This window comes from Streptomyces spinosisporus (assembly GCF_022698145.1).
GTDB classification, from domain to species: domain Bacteria; phylum Actinomycetota; class Actinomycetes; order Streptomycetales; family Streptomycetaceae; genus Streptomyces; species Streptomyces spinosisporus.
The window spans coordinates 557,647-580,037 of record NZ_JALDAX010000005.1 but is presented as its reverse complement, the minus strand read 5'-3'; the positions used below and the strand labels follow the sequence as shown (position 1 = coordinate 580,037).

At 72.4% G+C, this 22,391-nt stretch carries 24 protein-coding genes; 11 read left to right on the top strand and 13 right to left on the bottom strand.

Annotated features, from left to right (window positions below; translation table 11 throughout):
• Positions 1-4 precede the first annotated feature (4 nt).
• On the bottom strand, positions 5-625 hold the full coding sequence (locus MQN93_RS17310; RefSeq protein ID WP_016436832.1) for a DUF47 domain-containing protein: 621 nt from the start codon (positions 623-625) through the stop codon (positions 5-7).
• A gap of 224 nt (positions 626-849) precedes the next feature.
• Between MQN93_RS17310 and MQN93_RS17305 the strand changes: the two genes are divergently transcribed.
• The gene (locus MQN93_RS17305; RefSeq protein ID WP_016436831.1) at positions 850-1,188 is read left to right on the top strand and encodes a metal-sensitive transcriptional regulator; all 339 of its coding nucleotides are present in this window, start codon (positions 850-852) and stop codon (positions 1,186-1,188) included.
• Positions 1,189-1,238: 50 nt separating this feature from the next.
• Here the strand turns inward: MQN93_RS17305 and MQN93_RS17300 are convergent, their stop codons facing one another.
• Positions 1,239-1,421 (bottom strand): hypothetical protein, encoded by a 183-nt coding sequence (locus tag MQN93_RS17300; protein ID WP_016436830.1) that lies wholly within the window; start codon positions 1,419-1,421, stop codon positions 1,239-1,241.
• A gap of 112 nt (positions 1,422-1,533) precedes the next feature.
• A complete protein-coding gene (locus MQN93_RS17295) occupies positions 1,534-2,361 on the bottom strand; it encodes an SCO4651 family lipoprotein (protein WP_242710147.1) in 828 nt (275 codons plus the stop codon).
• 115 nt (positions 2,362-2,476) lie between these two features.
• On the opposite strand from MQN93_RS17295, the gene MQN93_RS17290 reads away from it, so the two are divergent.
• Positions 2,477-2,638, top strand: coding sequence for a hypothetical protein (locus MQN93_RS17290; protein WP_199786598.1), 162 nt, complete (start codon positions 2,477-2,479; stop codon positions 2,636-2,638).
• On the opposite strand, the gene MQN93_RS17285 is transcribed toward MQN93_RS17290, so the two are convergent.
• From MQN93_RS17285 to MQN93_RS17260, 6 genes are all read right to left on the bottom strand, one after another.
• Positions 2,635-3,045: an NUDIX hydrolase gene (locus tag MQN93_RS17285; protein WP_016436828.1), complete on the bottom strand. Its 411-nt coding sequence runs from the start codon at positions 3,043-3,045 to the stop codon at positions 2,635-2,637. The two genes, MQN93_RS17290 and MQN93_RS17285, sit on opposite strands and share 4 nt — an antisense overlap.
• A gap of 34 nt (positions 3,046-3,079) precedes the next feature.
• Positions 3,080-4,204: a CHAD domain-containing protein gene (locus MQN93_RS17280; protein ID WP_242710146.1), complete on the bottom strand. Its 1,125-nt coding sequence runs from the start codon at positions 4,202-4,204 to the stop codon at positions 3,080-3,082.
• Positions 4,185-6,617, bottom strand: coding sequence for an RNA degradosome polyphosphate kinase (locus MQN93_RS17275; RefSeq protein ID WP_242710145.1), 2,433 nt, complete (start codon positions 6,615-6,617; stop codon positions 4,185-4,187). The genes MQN93_RS17280 and MQN93_RS17275 overlap by 20 nt, the downstream gene beginning before the upstream one ends.
• A gap of 163 nt (positions 6,618-6,780) precedes the next feature.
• Positions 6,781-7,737: an ABC-2 membrane transporter-related protein gene (locus tag MQN93_RS17270; RefSeq protein ID WP_242710144.1), complete on the bottom strand. Its 957-nt coding sequence runs from the start codon at positions 7,735-7,737 to the stop codon at positions 6,781-6,783.
• Entirely contained in the window at positions 7,734-8,654 is a 921-nt protein-coding gene (locus MQN93_RS17265) for an ABC transporter ATP-binding protein (protein ID WP_242710143.1), read from the bottom strand. The genes MQN93_RS17270 and MQN93_RS17265 overlap by 4 nt, the downstream gene beginning before the upstream one ends.
• On the bottom strand, positions 8,651-9,058 hold the full coding sequence (locus MQN93_RS17260; protein ID WP_016436823.1) for a GntR family transcriptional regulator: 408 nt from the start codon (positions 9,056-9,058) through the stop codon (positions 8,651-8,653). Before MQN93_RS17260 ends, MQN93_RS17265 begins: the two co-directional genes overlap by 4 nt.
• A gap of 111 nt (positions 9,059-9,169) precedes the next feature.
• Here MQN93_RS17260 and MQN93_RS17255 point away from each other — a divergent pair, with 111 nt between their 5' ends.
• From MQN93_RS17255 to MQN93_RS17235, 5 genes are read left to right on the top strand one after another with little or no spacing between them, the layout of a single operon-like run.
• The gene (locus MQN93_RS17255) at positions 9,170-9,712 is read left to right on the top strand and encodes an RNA polymerase sigma factor (protein WP_242710141.1); all 543 of its coding nucleotides are present in this window, start codon (positions 9,170-9,172) and stop codon (positions 9,710-9,712) included.
• Positions 9,709-10,548 carry a zf-HC2 domain-containing protein gene (locus MQN93_RS17250; protein WP_242710140.1) on the top strand — a complete coding sequence of 280 codons (840 nt, stop codon included), beginning with the start codon at positions 9,709-9,711 and terminating at the stop codon, positions 10,546-10,548. The genes MQN93_RS17255 and MQN93_RS17250 overlap by 4 nt, the downstream gene beginning before the upstream one ends.
• A complete protein-coding gene (locus MQN93_RS17245; RefSeq protein WP_242710139.1) occupies positions 10,545-11,405 on the top strand; it encodes an ABC transporter ATP-binding protein in 861 nt (286 codons plus the stop codon). The genes MQN93_RS17250 and MQN93_RS17245 overlap by 4 nt, the downstream gene beginning before the upstream one ends.
• Positions 11,402-12,928, top strand: a complete 1,527-nt coding sequence (locus MQN93_RS17240; protein ID WP_242710138.1) for an ABC-2 transporter permease — start codon at positions 11,402-11,404, stop codon at positions 12,926-12,928. Before MQN93_RS17245 ends, MQN93_RS17240 begins: the two co-directional genes overlap by 4 nt.
• The gene (locus MQN93_RS17235) at positions 12,919-13,617 is read left to right on the top strand and encodes an ABC transporter (RefSeq protein ID WP_242710137.1); all 699 of its coding nucleotides are present in this window, start codon (positions 12,919-12,921) and stop codon (positions 13,615-13,617) included. The genes MQN93_RS17240 and MQN93_RS17235 overlap by 10 nt, the downstream gene beginning before the upstream one ends.
• Here MQN93_RS17235 and mshD read toward each other — a convergent pair.
• Positions 13,574-14,500: a mycothiol synthase gene (gene mshD, locus MQN93_RS17230; protein WP_242710136.1), complete on the bottom strand. Its 927-nt coding sequence runs from the start codon at positions 14,498-14,500 to the stop codon at positions 13,574-13,576. The genes MQN93_RS17235 and mshD overlap by 44 nt on opposite strands.
• Positions 14,501-14,655: 155 nt before the next feature.
• Between mshD and MQN93_RS17225 the strand changes: the two genes are divergently transcribed.
• Entirely contained in the window at positions 14,656-16,458 is a 1,803-nt protein-coding gene (locus MQN93_RS17225; RefSeq protein WP_242710135.1) for a bifunctional metallophosphatase/5'-nucleotidase, read from the top strand.
• A gap of 58 nt (positions 16,459-16,516) precedes the next feature.
• Positions 16,517-17,686, top strand: coding sequence for an LmeA family phospholipid-binding protein (locus tag MQN93_RS17220; protein WP_242710134.1), 1,170 nt, complete (start codon positions 16,517-16,519; stop codon positions 17,684-17,686).
• Between the two features lie 95 nt (positions 17,687-17,781).
• On the opposite strand, the gene MQN93_RS17215 is transcribed toward MQN93_RS17220, so the two are convergent.
• A complete protein-coding gene (locus MQN93_RS17215) occupies positions 17,782-18,201 on the bottom strand; it encodes a peptidoglycan-binding domain-containing protein (RefSeq protein ID WP_016436814.1) in 420 nt (139 codons plus the stop codon).
• A gap of 328 nt (positions 18,202-18,529) precedes the next feature.
• Between MQN93_RS17215 and MQN93_RS17210 the strand changes: the two genes are divergently transcribed.
• Together MQN93_RS17210 and MQN93_RS17205 are read left to right on the top strand one after the other, a co-directional pair.
• Positions 18,530-19,321: a peptidoglycan-binding protein gene (locus MQN93_RS17210; RefSeq protein ID WP_242710133.1), complete on the top strand. Its 792-nt coding sequence runs from the start codon at positions 18,530-18,532 to the stop codon at positions 19,319-19,321.
• Positions 19,318-20,154, top strand: a complete 837-nt coding sequence (locus MQN93_RS17205; protein WP_242710132.1) for a helix-turn-helix domain-containing protein — start codon at positions 19,318-19,320, stop codon at positions 20,152-20,154. Before MQN93_RS17210 ends, MQN93_RS17205 begins: the two co-directional genes overlap by 4 nt.
• Positions 20,155-20,160: 6 nt before the next feature.
• Here MQN93_RS17205 and MQN93_RS17200 read toward each other — a convergent pair whose 3' ends face one another.
• Positions 20,161-21,591, bottom strand: a complete 1,431-nt coding sequence (locus MQN93_RS17200; protein WP_016436811.1) for a sensor histidine kinase — start codon at positions 21,589-21,591, stop codon at positions 20,161-20,163.
• The gene (locus MQN93_RS17195) at positions 21,588-22,325 is read right to left on the bottom strand and encodes a response regulator transcription factor (RefSeq protein ID WP_016436810.1); all 738 of its coding nucleotides are present in this window, start codon (positions 22,323-22,325) and stop codon (positions 21,588-21,590) included. Before MQN93_RS17195 ends, MQN93_RS17200 begins: the two co-directional genes overlap by 4 nt.
• Positions 22,326-22,391: the final 66 nt, after the last annotated feature.

The following is a 22,391-nucleotide window of genomic DNA, read 5'->3' as shown; positions in this document are numbered from 1 at the left end:
CGCCTCAGGACTCCTTGACGGCGATGGTCTCCACCGTGTTCGCCACGTGCTCGAACGCGTCCGCGGCTTCTTCGAGCACGTCCACGATCTGCTTGAGCTTGAGCACCTCGATGGCGTCGTACTTGCCGTTGAAGAGGTGGGCGAGCAGCTTGCGGTGGATCTGGTCGGCCTGGTTCTCGAGGCGGTTGACCTCGATCCAGTACTCGGTCAGGTTGTCCATGGTGCGCAGGTTCGGCATGGCCTCGGCCGTCAGCTCGGCCGCCCGCGCCAGGACCTCGATCTGCTGCTCCACGCCCTTGGGGAGCTCCTCGACGTTGTAGAGGACGACCAGGTCGACGGCCTCCTCCATGAAGTCCATGATGTCGTCGAGGGACGAGGCGAGGGTGTAGATGTCCTCGCGGTCGAACGGCGTGATGAACGAGGAGTTCAGCTGGTGGAAGATCGCATGCGTGGCGTCGTCACCTGCGTGTTCCGCGGCCCGCATACGCTCTGCGATCTCGGCCCGGGCAGGTGTGTCCGCCCCGAGCAGTTCCATCAGGAGCTTCGAGCCCGTGACGATGTTGTCCGCGGATGCGGCGAACATGTCGTAGAAGCTCGTCTCCCTGGGGGTCAGACGAAAGCGCACGTGGGGTCCTCTAGGTGCTTCGGTTTCGGTCAGGCTGATGCTAGGCGCATCATCCGGCCACGGCTAATGGGCCGTCCCCCAGTGTCGCCCATCGGGCAGAGTGCTCGGCACGGGGGCGGTACGAGGCTTCGGTCGCGGCGTCGGCCAAGGGCCCTATACCCAGCAAAGTTCGATACCATATACCCACCTGGGGTATATGTCCGCACGTCTTGTGGGAGGACGCGATGACGACCACCGAGGCCGGCGCGACGGCGCCCTCCGACAACAGCACACAGAACGTGACACACGGGTACCACAAGCAGAAGGACGAGCACCTCAAGCGGCTGCGCCGCATCGAGGGCCAGATCCGCGGGCTGCAGCGGATGGTCGACGAGGACATCTACTGCATCGACATACTCACCCAGGTGTCCGCCTCCACCAAGGCCCTGCAGTCCTTCGCGCTGCAGCTCCTGGAGGAGCACCTGCGGCACTGCGTCGCCGACGCGGCCGTCAAGGGCGGCGAGGAGATCGACGCGAAGGTCGAGGAGGCCACGAAGGCGATCGGCCGGCTGCTGCGGACCTGAACCGGGGCGCGGCGGGCAGGGGCCCGGCCGCGCCTTCCGGCAGGTGGGGCTCAGGCGTCCGCGTCCCCTGCGCGGGCACGTTCTTCGGCCACTTTCAGCACCTCGTCGATGCTCTCCAGGCTGAGCCGCTCCTCCGCGGCCGAGGCCGCGATGATCAGTTCTCCGCACAGCTCGATCTCGGCGAGGGCCACGTGGTCCTGAACTGCCGTACCGCCGACCGGAGCCACGTGCATCACCTCATCTCTGCCGTTACCGACTTCCTAGAGTAGGGAGCGGCCTACGCACCGCGCATGGCACGGACGGGCTAGTTCTTGACGCCCGTCGGTCATGCGCGAGGACGGTCCCCTACTCGGCGATCTTGCCTGCGTAGATGTCCTCGGACGCCGGCAACCTTACGTCGACCCGGGTGCCGAAGCCGTACAGCAGGGTCGTCGAGGCGACCGCGACGGTGCCCTTCTCCCGGTCGTTGACGAAGCTGAACCGGTGTCTGATCTTGCGGATACGGCCCTGGTCGTCGAGGTAGGCGTCGAACGGCACCTCGCCCTTGGCGAACCCTTTCGCCGCCGCGGCCAGCGGTTCCCGCACACCCTTCGAGGCCGCCTTGGCCGCGGCGGCGAGATCCACGGTGCCGCGGTAGTGCCGCACCTCGACGCCCGCGAGCCTGGTTCGGCCCAGATAGTCCGCGGTCCGCGTGCCGAGCAGCAGCTCCGCCGCCGTGTACGGGTCGGTGGCGCCGCCGGTGACCAGATTGCCGTCGGAGAGGGCGGCCGTGTCGACCCGGACCCACTTGTCGGCGGGGACTCCGGCGCCCCGGTTCTTCATGAACAGGGCGCCGGGCGCGAGGAGTTCGGTGATCGGGCGGTGCTCGGCGGTGCCGGCCGGGGTCTGCGGGAGCTGCACGCGCAGCCGGCCGATCCGTCTGCGGTAGTCGTAGTCGCCCTCGCCGCGGATGGTGACGCGGGTGCCGCCCGCGGCCATCTCCATCGACGTGCTCGCCTTCGAGGTGCCCGCGTCCACGAGGGCGGCGGCGGCCCGGTGCAGGGTCTCGACCGGATCGGCGGCGCGGGCGTCCTCGGCGGCGGACCCGGTGCGCGAGCAGCCGCCGGTGCCCAGACAGACGCAGACCATCAGTCCTGCCGCGACGGTCCTGCCCCTGTGCTGCCTCTGAGCCATCGCTGCCCCCAGCCGGTCCGTCCGTCACGGGTCCCCTTCGGTTCGCTTAACGACGGGTGGAGTGGGCCGTCACGCGCAGAGGAACCCTTTACCCGGGCTCGGTAACGTTGTCGGCGTGGCGCAGCAGGAACATCGCACGACGACCGTCGAACAGGGCCCGTTCTGCATCGCACGATGCAGCTGCGGCTGGCGCGGTCCGGCCCGCAGGGCCCGCAGCCAGGCCAGGACGGACGCCGCGGGGCACGCGGCGACGGCGGACGGCCTGGACGGGTCCTAGAGCGGCAGCAGCTCGTCGATCAGGGCGCGGTCGCGGAACTGGGTCAGCCGGCTGCGGGCCGCGGCGGGGGAGAGCCACAGGATGCGGTCCACCTCGTCGTTCGGCGTGAAGTGGCCCTCGCGGGCCTCGGCCGCCCAGTAACGCACCTGCTTGGGGCGGCCGTTGACCATGTAGCGCACGGTCGGCAGCTCGACCCCGGGGGCGGCGGTGTACCCCGTCTCCTCCTCGACCTCGCGCAACGCGCCCGCGAGCGGGTCCTCGGCGCGCTTCAACTTGCCCTTGGGATGGGACCAGTCGTCGTACTTCGGCCGGTGGACCAGGCAGACCTCCAGCTCGCCGTCGACCGGGGAGTGGCGCCACAGGACGCAGCCGGCGGCCCGGATGAGGGTGTCGTCGGTATGGGTCACCGGCTCACCGCCTCCTTCGACAGGGTTCACATCGTCAGGACGTGCGCACCGTCTGCTTCTGCCAGCACTGCTGGAAGGCGAAGCGGGCGGCCTCCACTTCGTGCCGCTGGTCGGCGTGGAGCACCCCGAGCGCATACGCGGTGGCCGGGGCGATGCGGGGGGTGCGGGCCGAGGCGGCGGCTGCCGCCGCGGCCTCCGAGGCGTCGCGGTGGCGGTCGAGGGCCTGACCCGCGGTCAGCAGGCGCACGTCGACCGGGCCGCCCGGGCCGCCCGTGCCGTGCAGCGCCTCGCGGGCGTAGCGGTGCAGGCGCAGCAGCAGCCGGACCTGGTGCCAGGGGGCGTCCTGGGGGTGCGGCGCTGGGTCCGGGGAGAGGCCGTGGACGAGGGCCTCCGCGTTGTACGGGCTGCCCGCGGTGACCAGGGGCAGCGCGGCCACGGCGTCGGTCAGCCGTTCCTCGGCGGCCGCGGCCAGTGGGCGCAGGTCGGTCGTGGGCGCGGCGGCGGTCAGCGGGACCTCGCTGGCCAGGACGGCGATCTTGTCGGCGACGGCGTGGAAGCGGCTCGAACCGAGGGCCTGCAGGGCGGTGCTGTGGGCGCGGGTCCGGGCGAGCGTGAGCTGACGCTCCAGCAGGGCGCCCGCCTTGGCCGCGCCGACGGTCAGATTGCCGCGGTCCGTGTCGGCGGGGCCGGAGGTGCCATGTGCGGCTTTCAGCGGGGCGGTGTCCAGTCCGGCGGTACGTCCGCTCACGACGGTGGCGGGTGACGCGGAGGCGGCGGCCGTCTGCGCCGGGAGCCCCGAGGCCCCCGACAGCCGGTGCAGCGCCAGCAGCAGCCGCTCGAGGCGGGCCTCGTAGGCGTGCTCCATCGACAACGTCCCCGACAGCCAGGCCAGTTCGGGCCGCAGGCCTTCCGACCAGTCCGTCTCCAGCAGGGGACGGAAGGTGTGCAGGCTGCCGCTGATGCGACGGACCGAGCGGCGCAGGGCGCGCGCCGCGTCGACGGAGTCCTCCGTGCCGCCCTGGGCGGTGGCGCCGGTCTCCCGGTGCTGCCGCAGGGCGCGCAGGAACTCCGTGGCCTGGGCCCGAAGGTAACCCGCGAGGGCCTCCCCGGTCACGGGCGTGGCCGTGGGGTCCGTCGGGTCAAGGTGTTGCTGTGCCACGCCGGCGCCTCCGGGCGTCTATGAGCATCTCCTGGACATTCCGCAGGGGCTGGCCGTCCGCGTCCGTGGCGTGCCGGACCCAGTCGCCGTCCGGGCCGAGGTGCCAGGAGGAGGTGGTGTCGGACATGCCCGTCTCCAGCAGCCGGTTCAGGGCTGCGCGGTGGGCCGGGTCGGTAACCCTGACCAGGGCCTCGATCCGTCGGTCGAGGTTGCGGTGCATCATGTCGGCGCTGCCGATCCACACCTCGGGCTCGCCGCCGTTGCCGAAGGCGAAGACCCGGGAGTGTTCGAGGAAGCGGCCGAGGATCGAGCGGACCCGGATGTTCTCCGACAGGCCCGCGACGCCCGGGCGGATCGCACAGATCCCGCGCACCCAGATGTCGACCGGGACGCCCGCCTGCGAGGCCCGGTAGAGCGCGTCGACGACGGCCTCGTCGACCATCGAGTTGACCTTGATGCGGATGAAGGCCGGGCGGCCCGCGCGGTGGTGCTGGGCCTCCTTGTTGATCCGTGAGATCAGGCCGTCGCGCAGGGACTTGGGGGCGACCAGGAGTCGGCGGTAGGTCTCCCGGCGCGAGTATCCGGACAGCCGGTTGAAGAGGTCGGAGAGGTCGGCGCCGACCTGCGGGTCGGCCGTCAGCAGGCCCAGGTCCTCGTAGAGGCGGGCCGTCTTCGGGTGGTAGTTGCCGGTGCCGACGTGGCTGTAGCGCCGTAGCGTGTCGCCCTCCTGACGGACCACCAGGGAGAGCTTGCAGTGCGTCTTGAGGCCGACCAGGCCGTAGACGACGTGGCAGCCGGCCTCCTCCAGCTTGCGCGCCCACTTGATGTTGGCGTGCTCGTCGAACCGGGCCTTGATCTCGACCAGGACGAGGACCTGCTTGCCGGCCTCGGCGGCGTCGATGAGCGCGTCGACTATCGGGGAGTCGCCGGAGGTGCGGTACAGGGTCTGCTTGATGGCGAGGACGTCCGGGTCGTTGGCCGCCTGCTCCAGGAACGCCTGCACGGAGGTGGAGAAGGAGTCGTAGGGGTGGTGCAGCAGGACGTCCCGGCTGCGCAGCGCCGCGAAGATGTCGGGTGCGGACGCCGACTCGACCTCGGCCAGGTCGCGGTGGACGCCGGCGATGAACTTCTTGTATTTCAGCTCGGGCCGGTCGAGGGAGGCGATGCGGAACAGGCCCGTGAGGTCCAGCGGGCCGGGCAGCGGGTACACCTCGGCCTCGGAGATCTTCAGCTCGCGCACCAGCAGGTCCAGCACCTCGCGGTCGATGGACTCCTCGACCTCCAGGCGCACCGGCGGCCCGAAGCGGCGCCGCATGAGCTCCTTCTCCAGGGCCTGGAGCAGGTTCTCGGCGTCGTCCTCCTCGACCTCCAGGTCCTCGTTGCGGGTGAGCCGGAAGGCGTGGTGCTCCAGGACCTCCATGCCCGGGAACAGCTCCTCCAGGTGGGCCGCGATGACGTCCTCGATGGGGACGTAGCGGCCGGGGGAGCTCTCCAGGAAGCGGGACAGCAGCGGCGGCACCTTCACGCGGGCGAAGTGCCGGTGGCCGCTGACCGGGTTGCGCACCACCACGGCCAGGTTCAGCGACAGGCCGGAGATGTACGGGAAGGGGTGCGCGGGGTCGACCGCGAGCGGAGTGAGGACGGGGAAGATCTGGTGCCGGAAGAGCGTGAACAGGCGCGCCTGTTCCTTCTCCGTCAGCTCGCCCCAGCGGACCAGGTGGATGCCCTCCTCCGCGAGGGCGGGGGCGACGTCCTCGTGGTAGCAGGCGGCGTGCCGGGCCATGAGCTCGCGCGAGCGGGCCCAGATCATCTCCAGCACCTCGCGCGGCTGCAGGCCGGACGCCGAGCGGGTGGCCACGCCGGTGGCTATGCGGCGCTTCAGACCGGCCACGCGGACCATGAAGAACTCGTCCAGGTTGCTGGCGAAGATCGCGAGGAAGTTGGCCCGCTCCAGCAGGGGCGTGTTCGGGTCCTCGGCGAGTTCCAGGACCCGTTCGTTGAACGCGAGCCAGCTGCGCTCCCGGTCGAGGAAACGGCCCTGCGGCAGCTGGGGCCCGTCGTACGGCGACTCCTCGTACGCGTCGAGGTCGGCGTCGATGTCGGGTTCCAGGTCGGACACCGCGGCGGCCACCGTGTGCGGGCGGTGCGCGGCGATGGAGCCGACGGAGGGCTGCGCGTGTGAATCATTGCCGCGGCCCGCGGTTCCGCCACCGAGGGCGGTGGCGGTGGACGGGTGTGCCTGTGCCTGGGCTTCTTGCTGACTCATGAACCCATTCTTCCGCGACCGCGGCGATACGGGCGCGTCGGAAACCGCGGAAGGCAGTGCGTTCCCGGAGCGAGCGGCGCGGAGGGCGTCCCCGTTCCCCGCGGGCCCCTCGGAGGGCGGCGAAGGCTTCGGCACGGAGGGCGTCATTGGCCGAGCGTCGCAAGTCCGTCTGAACCGTTGGTTACGGCGACATGGCGTGCGGGATATCTGGGGGCGGCTCCCGGGGGGTCCGTGTGCGCCGGCTTTGGAGAGTACGGCCGTCCCTCCCCTATGCGGAAGGCCGGGGAGGGACGGGGCGGGACCGGGTCGGTCAGGTGGCGCGGCGGCGTACCACCGCGAAGGCGGCGGTGGCCGCGAGTGCGGTCAGGGCCAGCAGGACGCCGGTCTCCAGGAGCTGGCGCGGCCAGTAGTCGGGGGAGGGGAGGTACTCACGGGCGAAGCGGGCGATGTGGTGCTCGGCCAGGCAGCCGCGGTCGGTGTAGCAGTTCGGGTCGGGGACCGTGGCGCCGGAGGTGTCGATCGCCCAGCTGCGGGAGGTCGGGTCCGGCGCCGTGTAGCGGCCCTGGAAGGGCCAGTGGTTGCCGCGGAAGGCGTAGATGAGGAAGTACGCGAACCCGCTGAGGGCGAGCGCGGGCAGTGTGCGGCGCACCGCGAGGCCGATGAGCGCGCCGAGGGCCAGGCCCAGCAGCGGCGCTACGACCGTGGCCGGGCCGAGGGAGAAATAGAGGGAGCGGGGGTCGATGCCGGCCACCAGCAGATTGCTGTGGGTGTTCCACAGGTGCCGGTAGAGCGCGGCCAGCAGGCCGTTGCCGAGGACGAGGAAGCAGGCGGGCACGGCGAGTTTGGCGGCGAGCCAGCGGGCGGGGGAGACGGACTGCGTCCAGGCGAGCTGTGCGGTGCCGTTCTCCAGTTCGCGGCCGATGAGCGGCCCGGCCGCGAACAGGGCCACGGCGAAGCCGCCGAGGGTGATCAGGGTGTCGGGGTCGTAGAAGAGGTCGTTGTAGGCGCCCGAGGTGAAGGACAGGAACGTCGCCGAGGACGAGGCCGCCTTCAGGACCCCGGCGTAGCCGAACGTCTCGAGTTGGTGCTGGGCGTCGTGGGCGGCGGGACCGGTCAGCCACAGCAGGAGGCCGGCGGTGGCGACGACGAAGGCGAGCCAGACCCACAGGGCGGTCCGGTGCAGGCGCAGCACCGACCAGAGCAGACCGCGGGGCCGGAGGGACGCACGGCGGGACGGGGCGGGGGCGGTGAGGGTGGCGGTGCTCATGCCTGCACCGCCAGGGGTGCCGTGGTGGTGGCCGGTGTGAGCAGGGCCGGGGCGTCGGGGGAGCGCAGATGGGCGAGCAGGAGTTCCTCCAGGGACGGTTCCTCGGTCTGCCAGGCGGGGTCGACCGGGCCTTCGCGGCGGATGAGTGCGGTCAGGCCGCGGCCCGCGGGGCGGGACTCGACGACCGTGTGCGGGGCGAGGTCGGCGGCCGTGCCGCGGCCGGTGACCAGGGTGTGCGCGGCGAGCAGGTCGTCGATGCCGCCGCCGAGCCGTATCCGGCCGCCGCCCAGGAGCAGCAGGTGGTCGCAGACGTCGGCGAGTTCGCTGACGATGTGCGAGGACATCAGGACGGTGGTGCCGTGTTCGGCGGCGTCCGCCATCAGCGTGCCCATGAGGTCGTGGCGGGCGAGCGGGTCGAGGTCGGCCATCGGCTCGTCGAGCAGCATCAGGGCGGGGCGCTTGCCGAGCGCGAGGGCGAGGGCGACGCGGGTGCGCTGGCCGCCGGAGAGCCCGCGGATCTTCTGACCGGGGTGCAGCGCGCCCTCCTCGACGATGCGGGCGGCGTACGCCGCGTCCCAGCGGGACGGGTTCAGCTCGGCGCCCATGCGCAGGGTGTCCGCGATGGTCAGCTGCGGGTACAGCGGCTTGTTCTGGCCGAGGTAGGCAACGCGGTCACGGAGTTCGCCCGGTGCCGCGCCGAGGACGCGGAGTGTGCCCGCGGTGGGGTGCAGCAGCCCGGCGGCCAGGGCCAGCAGGGTCGACTTGCCCGCGCCGTTGGGGCCGACCAGTGCGCTGATGCGGCCCGCGGGCAGCCGGAAGGAGCAGTCGTCCAGGGCCGGGGCGGCCTTCCTGCCGTACCGCTTGCCGAGCCCGGTCGCCTCCAGGGCGACGGCCGGGGTGGTGCTCGTGGAACTCACTGGTCCCCCTCAGGGAAGAGCTCGTCGGGTTTGGGGAAGTGCTGGTCGAGGACCGAGCCGAACAGGGCGTCGACGTCCTCGCGGTCCAGTCCGGCGGCCCGGGCGCGCCGTGCCCAGGACTCCAGTTCGGCCCGCAGGGGCGAGTCGGCGGGCTGTGCGCCGAGCGTCCGGCGCACGAAGGTGCCCAGGCCCCGGCGGGCCTCGACCAGGCCCTCGCGCTCCAGTTCGCGGTAGGCCTTCAGGACCGTGTTGGGGTTGATGGCGGTGGCCTCGACCACCTCGCGTGCGGTGGGCAGCCGGTCTCCGGGTTCCAGCAGGCCCAGCCGGAGGGCCTGCTTGGTCTGCTGGACGATCTGGACGTAGGTGGCGACGCCGGAGCGCCGGTCGATGCGGTACTCGACCACTCGTACAACCACCCTTTCACTAATTGAGTAGTGAAAGGGTGGTGGAAGGGGTGCGGCAAAGTCAAGCGGGATCCTGTGAACCGATCGGGCCCGGCCGAGCGATGAGGAGATGTGAGCGAAACGAGAAGCGACGGGGAGCTGCTGTGCGCCGTCGCGGCGGACGCGGACCGCGGCGCCTTCGAGGAGCTGTACCGGCGTTACGCCCCCTGGCTGACCGCCCGGCTGCGCGGCCGCTGCGCCGACCCCGGGGTGGTCGACGACGTCGTACAGGAGACGTTCCTCGCGATCTGGCGGGGCAAGGCCCGCTACCGCGAAGACATCGACGTGGCCGGATGGCTGTGGCGGATCGGGTCGCGGCGGCTGATCGACGCGCTGCGCGGCGACGGGGCGCGGGGGCGGCTGCGGCAGGCGCTCGCCCGGCTGCGGCACCGCGACGAGGCGTCCGCGGAGGAACGGGTGCTCGCGGGGGTGGAGCACGGCGACCTCGCGGGCGCCCTCGTCCGGCTCTCGCCGGAACTGCGGGCGGTGCTGCAGGCCACCGTCATCGACGGGCTCACCACCCGTGAGGCGGCCGTCCTGCTCGGGATACCGCCGGGGACGGTCAAGACACGGGCGATGCGGGCCCGTAAGCAACTGCGGGAGGAACTGGCATGAGCAGTCGGGAACGAGAACGGGGGACCTGGCACGTGGCCGCCGAGGACCTCGGGGCCTACGCCCGGGGCGAGCTGGCGCCGCCCGCGCTCTGGTCGGCCGACAGCCACCTGCTCGCCTGCGCCATCTGCCGGACCCGGCTCGCGGAGGCCGGCGACCCCGGCGGCCTGGAGGCGGGGTGGGCACGGCTGGACGCCGAACTGGACGCGCCCCGGCCCGGGTTGTTCGAGTCGCTGCTGCTGCGGCTCGGGGTCGCCGACCACACCGCCCGGCTGCTCGCGGCCACCTCGGTGCTGCGCCGCTCCTGGCTCGCGGCGGTCGTGTTCCTGCTGGTCACGACCGTCGGGGCGGTGTACTCCTCCGGCTCGCCCATCCTGTTCCTCGCGCTCGCGCCGCTGCTGCCGCTGGCCGGGGTCGCCCTGGCCTACGGGCCCGCGGTCGACCCGACGTACGAGATGGCGGTCGTCTCGCCCGTGCACGGGTTCCGGCTGCTGATGATCCGTACGGTCGCCGTGCTCGCCGCCGGCATCGGCCTCAACGGCCTGGCGACGCTCGCCCTGCCGTCCTACGGGCTGCGCGCCCTCGCCTGGCTGCTGCCCGCGCTCGCCCTCACCGCGACCGGGCTCGCCCTGATCCCACGGCTCGGACCGGTCCTCGCGCCCTCGCTCGTCGGCGGGGCCTGGCTCGCACTGCTCCTCGCCGAGGCGGGCGACGACGGCCCGCTCGCGCCGTTCACCGCGGCCGGGCAGGGGGCCGCCGCCGCGCTGGCCGTCCTCGCCACGGGGCTGCTCTTTCTCGTACGTGATCGCTTCGACGTCTTCTCCGGGAGTGCCGCATGATCCCCACCGTTTCCGCCTCGGGGCTGAGCCTGCGTTACGGGCGGGCCCAGGCGCTCGATGACGTGTCGCTGCGGCTGGGGCAGGGGGTGACCGGGTTGCTCGGGCCCAACGGGGCCGGAAAGACCACCCTGTTGAGGGTGCTGGCGACGGCCGTGCCCGCCGACCGCGGCGCGTTCGCCGTGCTCGGGCACGACCCCGCGACGCCGGCCGGCCGGCAGGAGCTGCGGCGCAGGCTCGGCTATCTGCCGCAGACACCCGGCTTCCACCCGGACTTCACGGCCTTCGAGTTCGTCGACTACGTGGCGATCCTGAAGGAGCTGACCGACCGGGCCGCACGCCACCGCGAGGTGCGCCGGGTGCTGGACGAGGTCGACCTCGCCGACGTACGCGGCAAGCGCATCAAGAAGCTGTCCGGCGGCATGCGGCAGCGCGTCGCACTGGCCGCCGCGCTCGTCGGCGACCCGGGCTTCCTGGTGCTGGACGAGCCGACCGTCGGACTCGACCCCGAACAGCGCATGCGCTTCCGGGAGTTGATCGCGCAGGCGGGCGAGGGCCGCACGGTCCTGCTGTCCACCCACCAGACCGAGGACGTGGCGATGCTCTGCCACCGCGTCCTGGTCATGGCGGGCGGCCGCATCCGCTTCGACGGCACCCCGGCCGAACTGACCGCACGCGCGGCCGGACGGGTGTGGATCAGCACCGAACGCGACCCGGCCGCGAAGGCGGGCTGGCGCACCGGCACCGGCACCTTCCGCAACGTCGGCAGCCCGCCCGACGGCGCGGACCTGCTCGAACCCACCCTGGAGGACGGTTACTTGCTCACCCTGGACGGCGCGGGCGCGGAGGTGGCGGCATGACCGCGGTACTGGACGGGGCGCCCGTGGCGACGCGGGACGCGGGGCGCCGCAGCTCCTGGGCGGCCGCCCTCGCCCTGGCCCTCTTCGAGGCGCGCCGCCTGCTGCTGACCCTCCCCGTGCTGCTCGCCTTCGCGCTCTACGTCGGCTGGATCGTGTGGCGGACCCCGGACTTCCAGGACGGCTACCCCGCGCTCCAGGACGCCGACCGGGCCGGTCAGACCACCCTGCTGCTGGTCGGAATGGCGGTGCTGGTGTGCGTCAACCAGGCCGTGTTGCGCGCCAAGCGGCGTGACACGGAGCGCCACTTCGCCGTTCTGGTGCTACCGAGGTCGTGGCGCACCGCGGCCCACGCGCTCTCCCTGGTCCCGGTGGTCCTGCTCACCGCCGTCTGCGCGCTCGCCCAGTTCGGCTGGTCGGCGCTGCGCTCCGGCGCGGTCGGCAGCGGTTCGCCCGGCGAACTGCTCGTGGGACCGCTGACGGTGCTGCTGTTCGGCGCGCTGGGCGTGCTGCTCGCCCGGCTGGTGGCGTCACCGATCGCTGCGCCGCTGATCACCGTGCTGCTGGTGCTGATGTTGTTCGTCGCCGGAGGATTCCCCGCGGGCGACGGCGAGCGCGGCCTGCGCTGGCTCGCACCCGTCGTGACCGAGGCGAGCTCCCAGACGCTGCCCGCAGCTCTGCTGGACCGGCCCGCGGCCTGGCACGCCCTGTATCTCGCCGGGTTCGCCCTGACCCTGGCACTGCTCGCGGTGCTGGCGGGAGGGGGCCGCGGCTGGATGCTGACGGCCGCCACCGCGGGCGCGGCGGCCCTCGCGGTCACCGGAGGCGTCCTGCAGTGCGCGCCCGTCGGTGCGGACACCAAGGCGGCGCGCGAACGGGCCTCGGTCTCCCCGGAGAAGGACCAGACGTGCGTCCGGCACGGGTCCTCCACGTACTGCGCCTTCCCGGAGTGGACGGCGCGGACGGAGAGCTGGGCGGACGTGGTGCACGACGTGCAGTCCTCGGCCGGCGGCACCGCCCGCACCCAGCCCCTCGTCGTACGCCAGCGCATCGACGCCCGCCACGGCCTGACCGGGGACGCAGCCCTGGAGCCGTCCATGACCCCGCACCAGGTGACGGTCGGCACCGCCTGGGGCGGCAACCGCGTCCCCGAGTTCTCGGCCGCCGTGGCCGCCGTGCTGGTCGCGGGCGACGAGAAGGCGGCGGGCTCGCTGTGCGACGGGCGGATGGTCACCGTCATGTGGCTCGCCCTGAACCGTCTGCCGGACCCCATGACCTCCCTGCGCGACGTCCGGCTCGACGACAGCGTGAGCGGTTCCGCGATCGTCCTGTCGCCCACGAACCCGATGTCGATGACGGCCGGCCAGACCGATGTCGTACGAGAGCTGCTCGGCCGGCCCGCCGGCGAGATCGCCCCGCGGGTCACGGCGCACTGGGCGGAGCTGACGACCCCGAAGGTGACGACAGCGCGGGTCGCGAAGCTGCTCGGGGTGGCCGCACCGAAGGCGGCCGACCGGTGCGAGTGAGCCGACAGGCGCGAGCGATACGGCAGTTGCTGCTGCCCGCCGCGCGTGCGCTGCCGTGGCGCGCGCCCGCGGCGGGAGCCGGCCTCGGGCTGCTGATCCTCGCGGTGGCCCGGATCGTCGACAGTGACCCCGCCCCCTGGCTGGCCGCCGTCCTGCTGCGCTGCGCGATCCTCGCCGACGCCGTGGGCCTGGCCTTCCTGATGGACGACCCGGCCCGTCACACCACGGCCACGGTGCCGACCCGGCGCGCCCTGCGCACCGCTGTCCGGCTCGCTCTCATCACCCCCGTCACCGCCCTGTGGTGGACGGCCGCGCTGCTCCTCGTACCGTCGCAGGCACGGCCCCCGGCGGGCGCCCTCACCCTGGAGGCGGCCGCGGCCTGCGTCCTGGCCCTCGCGGCAGGAGCGGCGGCGGTCCGTCTGACGGACGCCCTCGCGCCGGGACCGTCGGTGGCGGCGGCGTTCCTCTTCACGGCCGTGGTGGCGCCCCTGCTCCTGCCGGACCGCTGGGCCCTGTTCGTCGCGCCGGGCGACGCGCGGTGGGAGGCGGCGCACCAGCGGTGGGCGGGCGTGCTGGTGGGGGCCGTGCTGCTGTGGGGGATGTGCCTGCCGGAGCCGGTGCGGCGCCGGCCGGGGGCGCTGCGGGTCAGGTCTCCGTCCGGTACATCAGATCCGTCTCGTACGTGGTGAACCCGAGCCTCTCGTACACCGACACCGCCGCCTTGTTGTCCCCGTCGACGTAGAGCATCGCGGTCGGCAGGCCCTGCGCCTCCAGGTGCCGCAGCCCGATCGTCGTCAGGGCCTTGCCGAGGCCGCCGCCCTGCGCCCCCGGCCGCACCCCGACGACGTAGACCTCGCCGAGGCGCTCGGTGGCGTGGACCTTCGTCCAGTGGAAGCCGACGAGTTCGCCGTCGCGGAAGGCGAGGAAGAAGCCGGCCGGGTCGAACCACGGCTCGGCCTTGCGGTCGTCCAGGTCGCGCTGGGTGAGGGAGCCCTGCTCGGGGTGGTGGGCGAAGGCGGCGGCGTTCACCTCCAGCCAGGCCGCGTCGTCCGTGCCGGGCTCGAAGGTGCGCACGCTCACCCGGGCCGGCAGGACCGGCTCGGGCAGGTTCAGATCCGTCAACGACCGCCGCATCTGGCGCAGTTCGCGAAAGAGCGTGAGGCCGAGCACCTGCGCGAGATGCCGCGCCGCGGCATGGCCGCCGTGCGCCCACACCCGCAGCCGCCTGCCGGACGCGGCGAGCAGGGCCGAGCCCAGCGCCCGTCCGTGCCCGTTCCCGCGGTGCGAGGGGTGGACGACCAGCTCGGCGGCCGGTGCCTCCACCGGGTCGGTGTCCTCCAGCTGGGCGTAACCGACCAGCTCCTCGCCGACATTGAGCAGCAGATGGGAGACGCCCTCGCGGGCGCCGCCGCGCAGCTGCAGCCGCCCCTGTTCGGACACGGCCTGCTGGCCGTCCGCGCGGGCGGCGTAGGCGAGCAGGCGGAGCACGGCCTCGGTCTGCTCCGGGGTGAGCTCGGCATGGGTCTCGATGGACCGGGTCCGGCCGGGCCGGGCGGTGTCGTCGCTGGTCATGCGTATGAGGGTAAGGGGAGCCACCCGCAAAGTGGGGGTCAAGGGAGGGGCAAAGGGAAACCAGGATGTAACCCCCCATCCCTTTTCGTGCTACGCGCGTTGACCCTAGGCTGCGCCGGACGGTCCACTTCCTCAGCAGACCCACAGGGGGGCGCATGCCAGCCACTTCCCAGCCGAGTCCGCGCCACAGACGAACGCTCCGTCTCGTGGCCGCGGCCGCCGCTCTCGCCACCGCCGGCGCTCTCGCCGCGGCCTATCCGGCGGGCGCGCACGAGTCCAGGGGCCACGGCCATCACGGCCCGAGCCGCTACCAGGACGTACAACTGCTGTCCTTCAACGACCTGCACGGCAATCTGGAGCCGCCGGCCGGTTCCTCCGGCCGGGTCACCGAACTCCAGCCCGACGGCACGACGAAGACGATCGACGCGGGTGGCGTCGAGTACCTGGCGACGCATCTGCGCGAGGCCCGCAAGGGCGAGAAGTACTCCATCACCGCGGCCGGCGGCGACATGGTCGGCGCCTCCCCGCTGATCTCGGGCCTCTTCCACGACGAGCCCACCATCGAGGCGCTGAACAAGCTCGACCTGGACGTCACCTCCGTCGGCAACCACGAGTTCGACGAGGGCGCGAAGGAGCTGGCCCGCCTGCAGAACGGCGGCTGCCACCCCACCGACGGCTGCTACACGGACAAGAAGTTCCAGGGCGCCGACTTCCCCTACCTCGCCGCGAACGTCCTCGACGAGAAGACGAACAGGCCGATCCTCAAGCCGTACTGGGTCTGGAGGAAGAAGGACGTCAAGGTCGGCTTCATCGGCGTGACCCTGGAGGACACCCCGGGTGTCGTCTCCGCCGAGGGCGTCAAGGGCCTGAAGTTCAAGGACGAGGTCGAGACGATCAACAAGTACGCGCGCGTGCTGCAGGCACAGGGCGTGAAGTCGATCGTGGCGCTCATCCACGAGGGCGGCTTCCCGGCCTCGGGCGCCTACAACTACGACTGCGACTCCGCGGGCGCGGGCAGCGGCGTCTCCGGGCCGATCGTCGACATCGCCAAGAACATCACCCCGGCCGTGGACGCCCTGGTCACCGGGCACACCCACAACGCCTACGTCTGCACGATCCCCGACCCCTCGGGCAAGCCCCGCATGGTCACCTCGGCCGCGTCCTTCGGCCGCCTGTACACGGACACCACACTGACGTACGACCGGCGCACCGGTGACATCGCCCGCACGGCGGTGAAGTCGGCGAACCACGTGGTGACCCGGACCGTCGCCAAGGCACCCGACATGACCGCGCTGATCGGAAAGTGGAACACCCTCGCGGCGCCCATCGGCAACCGCGCGATCGGCTACATCTCCGCCGACGTGCCGAGCACCGGCACCGAGTCCCCGATGGGCGACCTGATCGCCGACGCACAGCTGGCGTACGGCAAGGAGCTGGACCCGGAGACCGACCTCGCGCTGATGAACCCCGGCGGTGTGCGGGCGGGCCTGACCTACGCGGCCAGTGGCAGCGAGGGCGACGGCGTGGTGACGTACGCCGAGGGCTTCACCGTGCAGCCGTTCTCCAACACCGTGAACCTCCAGGACTTCACCGGCGCCCAGCTGGTCCAGGTGCTGAAGGAGCAGGTGAGCGGCGCCAACGAGAGCTCCCCGAAGGTCCTGCAGCCGTCGTCGGGGCTGACGTACACCCTGGACCTGACGAAGACCGGCGCGGACCGCGTGGTCACCGACTCCATCAGGCTGAACGGCGCCGCGATCGACCCGGCCGCCACCTACCGCGTCGCGACCAACAGCTTCCTCGCGGGCGGCGGCGACGGCTTCACGACGCTGGGGCAGGGCACGAACGACCTGGTCGGCACCGACGACCTGACGGCCCTGGAGCAGTATCTGACGGCCAACTCCTCGGCGAGCAGCCCGATGCCGCCGCCGGCGGCCGACCGGATCTCGATCATGAGGTAGATCGCACCGGTGCGGTAGAGGTTGCGTGTGGGGCTGGTGCGCATGGTCGGATGGTTCGATGCGTACCCCCCACATATCGACGCATGCCGGCCTGCACATCTTCGACACCTTCGACGGTTTCGTCGCCAACGAGGGTGAGGAAGAAGAAGAGGAGCCCTGGAGCCCGCCCAACCACCGCCGCGGCAACCGGCGGCGCAAACGCGGCCGCCTCGCGGGGCTGCCGCTCGCGCTGAAGGCGGTGGTGGGCGTCTGCGTCCTCACCGCCTTCCTCACCCTCGCCGACCGCTGGGCGCTGCTGTACGCCGAACACCGCGCGGCGAACGCCCTGGAGCACCGGCTGAAGCTGAACGCTGCGCCCGAGGTCGAGATCGAGGGCTTCCCCTTCCTCACCCAGCTCGCCGACGACCGGCTGGACTCGGTGCGGGTGACCGTGCCGGACGTCGCGGCCGACCGGGTCACGCTCGCCAAGGTCACGGCGACCGCGCACGACGTACGGCTGGACGCCCCCGACGGGCCGACCTCCGTCAGGGGCGCGGGAATTCCCCGGCTCGACGGCGACGTCCTGCTCTCCTTCGACGACCTGAACCGCGAACTCGGCGCGTCCCAGGTCACGTTCAGCGGGCGCGGCCGTGACCGGGTGCTGGCCCGCGGCACCCTTCCGGTCGCCGGACACGACCTGCGGCTGCGCGCCGACGCCCGGATCGGCCGGGACGGCGACCACGGCATCGCCACGCAGATCGGCGGCATGCGGCTCGACATCGGCGACCTGGCGACCTACCGGCCCGGCGCCCGGGACACCGAGGGACTGCACCTGACCCGCAGCTCCGCCGCGCGCCTTGCGCACGAGACGCGCAAGGCGAAGGCCCTCTTCTCCGTCCCCGCGGTGATACGGCGGCTCGGCGTGCCCGAGCCCGTCGTGCGCGAGGCGCTGCGCTCCGACGACAAGCTGGCCCGGGTGACCGGCTCACCGCGCTTCGTCCACCGGGCCATGCGGCTCAACCTGATCGACCTGGCGCTGGAACACCCCGCGCTGCTCAAGCGCCTCGGCTTCGACCCCGCCCTCCTGAACGCCCTGCCTCGCCTCACCCGCCCCGTCCTCGCCGACCGCCTCTCCCTGGGCTTCCGACTGCCCACACCCCACCAGGGCGCGCTGCGGCTGCGGGACGTACACGTGGAGAAGGAGGGGATCAGGGTGCGGATCGAGGGGGCGGGACTGGCCGTCGGCTGAGAGCCGGCCCCGCAGATCTGGTGCCACGGCACGAGGCGGTGCGCCCTCCTCCCCCGTGGGGAGGGCGCACCGCCGGGTGTGGTCCTGCGCGGAGGTCAGTAGCGCAGCCACTTCCAGGTCTTCGGGCCGACGATGCCGTCCACCGGGATGCCCGCGTGCTGGTACCGGTTCACGCGCTTCTGGAACTCGGTCACGGCCGCCGTGGTCTTCGGGCCGTACTTGCCGTCGATCGCGAGGTGCTTGCCCTTGGGCGTCTTCCAGTGGAGCTTCAGCAGGCACTGCGCTTCCTTGACGGCCGCGCCCTTCGAACCGGACCTGAGGATCTTCGAGTTGCCGTGGTAGTAGTTGCAGGTCCAGCTGCCCGCGGTGCTGTCGCTGCGGACCGCGGTGGCGGCTGCGGTGTGGGCGGACTGGTGGCTTGCGCTCGTGGAAGCGGCCTCGGCCGCCGGGACGATGGCGAGACCGCCCAGGGTGGCGGTGGCGAGGGCGACGGCCATGCGCTTGCGTGCGTTCATGTCGTGGGTGTTCCTTCCCCGTTTGGTCGGTGGAGGCGGCGCGGGGTGGACCGCGCCGCCCGGCTTGCAGGACCGACGATGCTGGCCAATTCACCGGTGGGGCCAGTGGGTTCGGGCCGGACGGGGCATCGTGGGACGCCGTACGCGCTGACCTGCTGGGACGCATCCGCGGCTGAGGCGTCCCTGGGACGGCCCGGCCGCTCTGCTGCGGTGCTCGCGTGGCCGAAATGACGGGGGCTCACATTGCGGCGCGTGGCACGCGGGGAACCATGCGGGGGGAGACATGCCTCCCTGAAGGGGACACGGAACACCGGACATGGGGTGGAACATGTCGCGTTGGAAGGAGCTGCCGGCAGAGCTCGACCAGCAGATGTGGCAACTCGTCGTACAGATGCGGCGGTTGAAGGACCACACCGGCCTGAGCCTGCACGCGCTCGCCGCCAAGACGACGTTCAGCAAGTCGTCCTGGGAGCGCTACCTCAACGGCCGGACGCTGCCGCCGCGCACCGCCGTCGAGGAACTGGCGAGCGTCTGCGGCAGTGACCCCGAACGTCTGCTGGCCCTGCACGAGATCGCCGAGGCGGAGTGGGCGGCATCGGCGGCGAGCCGGAACAACGGCCACGGCGAGACGTCCGAGGAGCCGGAGCCCGCCCCGCCGCCCACCCCCGTGCCGCCGGGCCCGCACCCACTCCGGCTGGTGCTGGGTGGTCTGGCCTGCGCCCTCGTGGGCGGTGTCATCGGCGCCCTGCTGGTGTCGGCACCCTGGGACGACGACAGCACGGACACGGGCAGGGCGTCACAGTCGGCGTCGGCGTCGGCGACCGCCTCCGGCGCGGCCTTCACCTACGGCGGCACCTACCGCTGCGACTTCGAACGGCGCGGCGGCGTCCTCTACGCGGGACACAGCACGGACCACACCTCGGTGATCGGACTCAATGTGCAGGGCTGGCCGGTGGTCGAGGCCCAGTGCCTGCTGCAGCACGCCGGGTACTCGCCGGGACGGATCGACGGCCGCTTCGGCCAGGACACCGAGATCGCCGTCAAGCGGTTCCAGGACAAGAAGCGGCTGGACGTCGACGGCCTGGTCGGACCGCAGACCTGGGGGGCACTGGGCCGATGAGCGGGCAGGCCCCGGAATGCGCACGGCTCGCCGAGGCCCTGCGCGAGCTGCGCGGACGTACGGAGCTGAGCCTGGCCGCGCTGGCCGGGCAGACCGCCTTCAGCAAGTCGTCCTGGGAGCGCTACCTCAACGGCCGGAAGCTCCCGCCGCGTTCGGCGGTGCAGGCGCTGTGCCGGGTGGCGGGGGTGCCGCCCGCACGGTATGTGGCGCTGTGGGAGCTGGCGGAGGTGGCCTGGAGCGGGCGCGGCGCCCGCCCCGGACCCACCGCGACCGAGCCGGAACCGGCCGGGACGCCCCCGCAAGCCCCGGAGGAAGCCCCGGCCTCGCCGCCTTGGTGGCGCCGCCCCGCCGTGCTCGCGACCGCGGGTGCCGTGGTGTGCGCCCTGGCGATCGTGCTCACGGTGGTGCTGTCGCCGTCCGACGAGCCGCGGTCCACCCCTGTCTCCGGCACCCACAGCACCGTCCGGCAGGTCCGCTGCCACGGCACGGCGTGCACGGGCAGGCCGCCCCTGGACTCGGGCTGCGGCGACGTGGAGGTGCAGGGCGTGCCCCAGGTCCTGCGGACGGTCAGGCGGTCGGGTGTCGAGATGCAGATCCGCTACAAGCCCGAGTGCGGTGCGGCCTGGGTGCGCGTCAGCGGACAGCACGTCGGCGACCGCTTCGAGGTCTCCGCACCCGGTGCGGCCGCACAGCAACTGGTGATCGCGGACCGGTACGCCACCGGCATCCTGCGCTCCTCGCCGATGGTCGCGGTGCGCGCCGGGAACACCAAGGCGGTCAAGGCGTGCGCCGAGCTCGCCGGGAGCGACGGCTGGGAGTGCTTCAGGCCGTGACCGCCGCTACGGCACCTCCGGCGGCGGCGTGGGCGCACCCGGCAGCCGTACGGTCGCGACCGTCCCGCCGCCCTCCGCCGGCTCCAGGGTGATCTCGCCGCCCGCCTGCTGGATCGTGCGGGCCACTATGGACAGGCCGAGGCCCGAGCCGGGCAGGGCGCGGGCGCTGGGGGAGCGCCAGAAGCGGTCGAAGACGTGCGGGAGTTCGTCGGCGTCGATGCCGGGGCCGTGGTCGCGGACGGTCAGGATGCCGCTGCCGAGCTGCACCTCGATCGTGCCGTGCTCCGGGCTGAACTTCACCGCGTTGTCGAGGATGTTGACGAACGCCCGCTCCAGGGCGGACGGCTCCGCCCGTACGTACCAGGGCTGCAGGTCCGCGGTGATCGTCAGCTCCGGCCCGCGCAGCCGTGCGCGGCGCAGCGCCGCCTCGACGGTGTCCTCCAGCGAGACGACCTGCACGCGCTCACCCCGCTGCCCCTCGGAGCGCGACAGCTCCTGAAGGTCGCCGATCAGCGCGGCCAGCTCGGTCATCTGCGCCTTCACGGACGCGAGGAGCGCCTTGCGGTCGGCCGGGGGGATCGGACGGCCCGTCTCCTCGCTGCGGGTGAGCAGTTCGATGTTCGTGCGCAGGGAGGTCAGCGGCGTACGCAGCTCGTGCCCGGCGTCCGCGATCAGCTGCTGCTGCAGCTCACGGGAGCTGGCCAGCGCGGACGTCATCGAGTTGAACGACCGCGACAGCCGCGCCACCTCGTCCTCGGCGTCGTCCTCCACGGGGATGCGGATGCTCAGATCCTCGGTACGGGCGACGTGTTCGACGGCCCCGGTGAGCCGGTCGACGGGACGCAGCCCCGCCCGTGCGACAGCGAGTCCCGCCGCGCCTGCGCCGAGCACGCCGATGCCGCTGACGATGAGGAGGATCAGGGCGAGTTCGTTGAGGGTGGACCGGGTGCTCTTGAGGGGGGTCGCGAGGACCACGGCGACGCCCTGCGAGTTCCGGTCGACACCCAGGTACAGGGTCAGCACCCGTACGGGGTTGCCGTCGGCGTCCGTGCCGTCACGGAACAGCCCCTCACTGGGCTTCGCGTCCTTGATGACCTGCCGGTCGGCGCCGGTGACCTTGACGGTGCTGGGGGACGTCGGGTCGACGCACGGCGCGCCCCGCTCCTTGATCGCCTGGACGTACTCGTCCCGGCCGTGGAACGGCTGGGTGTTCTGCTCCGGGGTCTGCGTGCACCGCTGCAGCATCACCCCGACCGTACCGGGCCGCCGAGCCATGTCCTTCAGGTCGTCGTCGACCTGGTCGTACAGCTTGCCCTGCACGATGAACCAGCACGTCACCGACACCGCCGCCACCGCGAAGGCCACAGCGGCAGCGACCAGCATCGCCAGCCGCGACCGGATCGGCAGCGTCTGGAAGCGCCGTAGGACCTTGCTCACTCGGCGCCGCCCTGGCGCAGGACGTACCCGACCCCGCGCACCGTGTGCACCAGGCGCGGCTCGCCACCGGCCTCGGTCTTGCGGCGCAGGTACATCACGTACACGTCCAGCGAGTTCGACGACGGCTCGAAGTCGAAGCCCCAGACCGCCTTCAGGATCTGCTCACGGGTGAGGACCTGGCGCGGGTGCGCCATGAACATCTCCAGGAGCGTGAACTCGGTGCGCGTAAGCTCCACCGGGCGCCCGCCCCGCGTCACCTCCCGGGTCGCCAGATCCATCGTCAGGTCCGCGAAGGCCAGCGCCTCGTTCTCCTGGTCCGTGCCGGCGACGGCAGCGGCGGCGTAGGAGCTGCGCCGCAGCAGAGCGCGGACGCGGGCGAAGAGCTCGTCCAGTTCGAAGGGCTTGACCAGGTAGTCGTCGGCGCCGGCGTCCAGCCCGGTGACCCGGTCCCCGACCGTGTCCCGGGCCGTCAGCATCAGGATCGGCGTGGTCGTGCCCGCCCCGCGCATCCGGCGCGCGGCGGTCAGCCCGTCCATGCGCGGCATCTGGATGTCGAGCACGACCAGGTCGGGCTGGTACGCGGTGGCCTTCTCCAGCGCATCCACGCCGTCCGCGGCGACCTCGGTGTCGTACCCCTCGAAGGCGAGGCTGCGCTGGAGTGCTTCACGCACCGCCGGCTCGTCGTCGACGATCAGGATGCGCTGGGGGTCACGGTCGCCATCGGCGGGGCTCATGGGCTCTTGGTTCCTCGGGTGCGGTGGGACGACAAGGGGCTGACAGTGCTCGAACCTGCTTGCAGC